3 protein-coding genes are annotated in these 4,495 nt (G+C 61.6%); all 3 read left to right on the forward strand.

The genetic code is table 11. The features are described from left to right. The first annotated feature begins 214 nt into the window (after window positions 1-214). A complete protein-coding gene (locus EYB53_RS24990) occupies window positions 215-1,510 on the forward strand; it encodes a tRNA nucleotidyltransferase/poly(A) polymerase family protein (RefSeq protein WP_135482286.1) in 1,296 nt (431 codons plus the stop codon). A 194-nt stretch (window positions 1,511-1,704) separates the two neighbouring features. Then, complete coding sequence (gene guaB, locus EYB53_RS24995; RefSeq protein ID WP_135482288.1) at window positions 1,705-3,183, forward strand: IMP dehydrogenase; 1,479 nt, start codon at window positions 1,705-1,707, stop codon at window positions 3,181-3,183. After that, window positions 3,183-4,352, forward strand: coding sequence for a diphosphomevalonate decarboxylase (locus EYB53_RS25000; protein ID WP_135482290.1), 1,170 nt, complete (start codon window positions 3,183-3,185; stop codon window positions 4,350-4,352). The genes guaB and EYB53_RS25000 overlap by 1 nt, the downstream gene beginning before the upstream one ends. Window positions 4,353-4,495: the final 143 nt, after the last annotated feature.

The raw sequence follows: 4,495 nt of genomic DNA on the forward strand, positions 1-4,495 counted from the left end.
GGCCCCGGCCCGCGGCCCGCGGCCCCCGGCCCTGTAGGGGCACCCCTTGCGGGTGCCCTGGTGGGGTGCATATACGGAAGATGCAATCGCCCTGGGCAAGGTGTTGATGCGAAGCCTCCTGTATCTGAAGCGGTGGTAGAATAGAAAGCAGTCGATCCGTCGCGAGGCGGCTTGCCTGCTTGACTAGTTTGAAACCGGGGTGACGAGGACGGCGATGCATAAGGGACGGCCCAGGATCTTACGCGAGTTAGCGCATACTGCGTTGCCCGCCGAGATTGCGGATCTGTTGACGCTCGTTGCGCACTGTGCACAGACTTGCAGCGTGCCGGTCTGGCTGGTTGGTGGCGTGATCCGTGATCTTTTGCTTGATCAGCCGCTGAGCCGCGATCTCGATCTGGCCGTCGAGGGTGAGGTGACGGCGTTGGTGGCCCAGGTCGCCGAGGCAACCGGCGGAAGGGTGACGGCCCACCACGCGGCGTTTGGCACGGCGACGGTGCTGGTGCCCGGTCGCAGCGGTGGTTCGGCGATCGTCGTTGATTTTGCCCAGACGCGCGTCGAGACCTATGCTGCCCCGGCAGTGTTGCCCGACGTTTCGCCGGCACCGCTTGAGCATGATCTGGTGCGCCGCGATTTTAGTGTGAATGCGCTCGCCGTCGAGTTGCACCTGGTTGCGGGCGGTCTGCACTTTGGGCGGCGGCTCGATCTTTTTGGGGGCGAAGAGGATCTTGCCCATGGCCGCCTCCGGCTCTTGCACGCGGCGAGTCTGCGTGACGATCCGACTCGTATCTTGCGCGGGCTGCGCCTTGCCAGCCGCCTCGGTCTCCACCCTGAACCGGCGACTCGGTACCAGGTGGCCGATGCGGTCGCCCAACGCTATCTGACGCTGCTGAGCCCCGAACGGGTGTTGCACGAAATCTGCCTGGCGCTTGCTGAGCCCGACCCGGCGGCGGTGTTGCGCCTGGCCGATCAGTGGGCGGTGACGCCGCAGATTCTGCCTGGCCTGGCCTGGGACGTGCCCCTGGCTGAGCGTTGTACGCAGGCGGTGGCGGCGGTTAGCCCCGATCTTCCCCTGACCCCACTGATCCAGGCGGGCCTGTTGCTCTATGGATGCTCGCAGGCGACCCTCGATGCGCTGGCGCAGCGCTATCCGTTGCCCGCCGATGCGTCCACACTGATCCGTCAACTCCCCAGCCTCCGCAAACTAACTGGCACGCTCGCCGGGCTGAGCAATAGCGCCCTGGACGAAACGCTACGCCCATGGCATCCCACGACGATCATGGTTCACCACTGCGCCGTGCCGGACGACCGTGTTGCAACGACGCGCTACCTCCGTGAACTGCGGACGATGCGTGCGCCGCTTGATGGCAACGACCTGCAACGCCTTGGCGTTGCGCCTGGCCCCTTGATGGGCCAGATCTTGCATACCCTGCGCCAGGCAACGCTTGATGGCATCGTGTCAAGCCGTGAAGAAGCTGAAACATGGGTGCGTGGTTTTCTGCAACGCTTGTAACTCTGCGCGCTACGCTGGCAGAGTTATATCAATGACGCGTGAAGGCACCGCATGGTCATGCTGAGCGCAGCAAAGCATCTCGGCCAGTTTCCAACCCTGCGACCCTTCGCTTCGAGTGACTATGTGCCATACGCAACGATCTATAATGGAGCACCACCTTTGCTCTGGTGGTCTTACGCCAATAAGGGGGCTTTATGACGACACACTGGGACGAAAAATATGTCCGTGAGGGGTTGACATTTGATGATGTGCTGCTCATTCCGGCACATTCACAGGTGATCCCGGCTGAGGTTGATCTGACAACCTGGTTGACCCGATCGATCCGGTTAGATATTCCGATTGTTAGCGCGGCGATGGATACGGTGACCGAGCATCGGCTGGCGATTGCGCTCGCTCGTCAGGGTGGCATCGGTTTTGTGCATAAGAATATGACCATCGAGCAGCAGGCCGAGAGTGTGCGCAAGGTGAAGCGTTCGGAGAGCGGGATGATTACCGATCCGATTACGCTGCCGCCCGACCGCACGATTGGTGATGCGCTCGATATTATGGCCGAGTATAAGATCTCGGGTGTACCGATTGTGACCGATGAGGGCGATCTGGTTGGCATTATTACCAATCGCGATCTGCGTTTTGAGATTGACCGGACACGACCGATCCACGAATTGATGACCAGCAAGAACCTCGTGACGGTGCCCGAAGGCACGACACTTGAGCAGGCCAAGGAGCAGTTGCATCGCCATCGCATCGAGAAGGTGCTGGTGGTCAATAATCGCGGCAAGTTGACCGGGTTGATTACGGTCAAGGATATTATGAAGCAGATCGAGCATCCCTACGCCTGCAAAGATGATCAGGGTCGGTTGCGCGTCGGGGCGGCCATCGGGGCCGGCGGCGATTACCTTGAGCGTGCCGCGGCTTTGGTGCGTGCCGGGGTGGATGTGCTGACGATTGATACCGCTCACGGCCATTCGCAAGGCGTGCTTGATGCGGTGCTCACGGTGCGCGAGGCCTTTCCGCAGGTGCAGTTGATTGCCGGCAATGTCAGCACCGCGGCGGCCACCGTTGCCCTCGCCGAGCGTGGCGTTGATGCAGTGAAGGTCGGCCAGGGGCCTGGCTCGATCTGTACCACCCGCGTGGTGACCGGCTCGGGCATGCCCCAGGTGACGGCGATTACCGATTGCGCTCGCGCCGCCGAACATTTTGGCATCCCTGTCATTGGCGATGGTGGCATTAAGTATTCCGGCGATATCGCCAAAGCGATTGCCGCAGGGGCGAATAGCGTGATGATTGGCTCGCTCTTTGCGGGTACCGAAGAGAGCCCCGGTGAGACGATCCTCTATGAGGGGCGGTCGTATAAGACCTATCGTGGCATGGGTTCGATTGGGGCGATGTCGCGGGGCAGTGGCGATCGTTATTTCCAGACGAATGTCAATGAGACGCGCAAGCTCGTTGCCGAGGGTATCGAGGGCATGGTGCCTTTCAAGGGATCACTGCAAGATACGGTCTTTCAACTGGTAGGTGGGCTACGGGCCGGAATGGGCTATGTCGGTGCGCCCGATATCGAGACGCTGCGCCGCGAGGCACGCCTGATCCGCGTGACCATGGCCGGCCAGATCGAGAGCCATCCGCACGATGTCGTGGTTACCAAAGAAGCCCCTAATTACGAACGACGCTGATGAGACACACAACTATTCCTGATGGCTTTGCCGAGCTTGTGCCCGCGATGGCGGTGTCGTATCGGCAAATTCTGCACGCCTTGACTGATCATGGGGTCGTGGTGGCTCCCTATCCTCGGCAGTTGCCGCCTACGAACCTGCACGGGATCGCGGCGGCGCGGGCGTATCCGATGCAGGGGGTGCTGAAGTATCACGGTCTGGCCGATTGGCAGCAGCGCATTGCGTTTTTGCCCAGCATTTCGGTGAATAACGATGCTGCTCAGACGGTGACGATTGTCGAGTTTGATCCGTCCCTTGAGGCTGATACGGCGCTCTTTGGCGATGCCCCGGCGGTTGGGCGCGAGCTTGAACGCATCAGTCAAATCCTCGATGCCGTCCGCTCGCTTGCCGGGGTGCGGGTCGCCGCTCGGGTGACGACCCGTAATCTGCTCAAGAGCCGTGTGGCCGGTAAGGGCCTTGGCACGAGTGCCGCCGGGGCAGCGGCGCTCGCCGCCGCCGCTGTCGGGGCGCTCTTTGGCCCGGAACTCGTTGCCAATACGCGCTTTCTCAGTTGCCTGGCGCGCTTGCTCGCTGGCTCGGGGTGCCGCGCTGCCGCTGGTGGCCTGGCGCTCTGGCTCAGCTACCCTGGCCTCGCGCACGAAGATAGTTTTGCCGTGCGCCTCGATGGCGAAGACCAACTTGCGGACGTGCGCCTAATTACGGTACCCATCGACTCGCGGGTCGGGCTGAAGACCGAGCAGGCCCACCACGACGCGCCGCAAAGCAGTTTCTTCAAAGCGTGGATGCTTAGTCGTGGCGACGAGATTAGCGAGTGCCTCGCTGCCGTCCGCCGGGGTGACTGGCGTGTGGTAGGGCAGTTTGCCGAACTCGACAGCATGCGGCTGCACGGGGTCACAATGTCCGGTTCGCGTGAGCATAAACTGATCGGCTGGGAACCAGAAAATATCACACTGTTTCGCATGTGTGATGACCTGCGCACCAGGGGCATCCCGGTCTATGCGAGCACCGACACAGGCCCGACCGTCGTTTTGCTGACCCATCGCGACCACGAAGACGCGGTGGTGGCCGCCGTGGAAGGGCTCGGCCTGGGGTTAGAGACGGTACGGGGGCGCATTGCTGGCCCGGCGAGTTTGCTCGATCTCGATGAGGCTAGGGCGTTGTTGAGGTAAAGCGGCTAAGACGCTAAGCCATCGTTTCAGAAGGGCCGAATCAGCTTGAGCCTCGACGCGTAGTGCCGACTTCAGTCGGCTGAGCGGAAAGCCGACTGAAACGCTTGGTGTGAGATAGACAAACGAAAGGTGTCGACTATCAT

Source organism: Candidatus Chloroploca mongolica (genome assembly GCF_004762035.2).
In the GTDB taxonomy this organism is placed as follows: Bacteria; Chloroflexota; Chloroflexia; order Chloroflexales; family Chloroflexaceae; genus Chloroploca; species Chloroploca mongolica.

Bases quoted from the DNA above. Each gene is read 5' to 3' on its own strand.
- EYB53_RS24990 (WP_135482286.1), top strand. From the start codon at position 215: ATGCATAAGGGACGGCCCAGGATCTTACGCGAGTTAGCGCATACTGCG.
- guaB (WP_135482288.1), top strand. From the start codon at position 1,705: ATGACGACACACTGGGACGAAAAATATGTCCGTGAGGGGTTGACATTT.
- EYB53_RS25000 (WP_135482290.1), top strand. From the start codon at position 3,183: ATGAGACACACAACTATTCCTGATGGCTTTGCCGAGCTTGTGCCCGCG.